At 77.7% G+C, this 233-nt stretch carries 1 pseudogene; it reads right to left on the bottom strand.

Going from position 1 to position 233, the window contains the following annotated elements:
• Nucleotides 1-233 (bottom strand): annotated as a pseudogene (locus CCN42_RS44295) (2-oxo acid dehydrogenase subunit E2); the annotation flags it as partial.

Consider the following 233-nt stretch of genomic DNA (forward strand, 5'->3'; position numbering starts at 1 on the left):
CGGCCACGCCGTAGCCCACCAGCACCGGCTGGCGGCCCTGCGGCTCGGGCTCCTCCGTCACGGCGGCCTGCGGGGCCACGGCGGCCTGCGGGGCCTCGGTGGCCTGCGGCTCGGCGCCGGGGGCGCTGCCCACCTCGACCGCGATGATCGACGTGCCCACGTCGACCGTGGTGCCCTCGGGGAAGTGCAGGGCACGGACCACACCGTCGTACGGGATGGGCAGCTCGACGGCC

It is taken from the genome of Streptomyces glaucescens, from assembly GCF_002154375.1.
GTDB classification, from domain to species: Bacteria; Actinomycetota; Actinomycetes; order Streptomycetales; family Streptomycetaceae; genus Streptomyces; species Streptomyces glaucescens.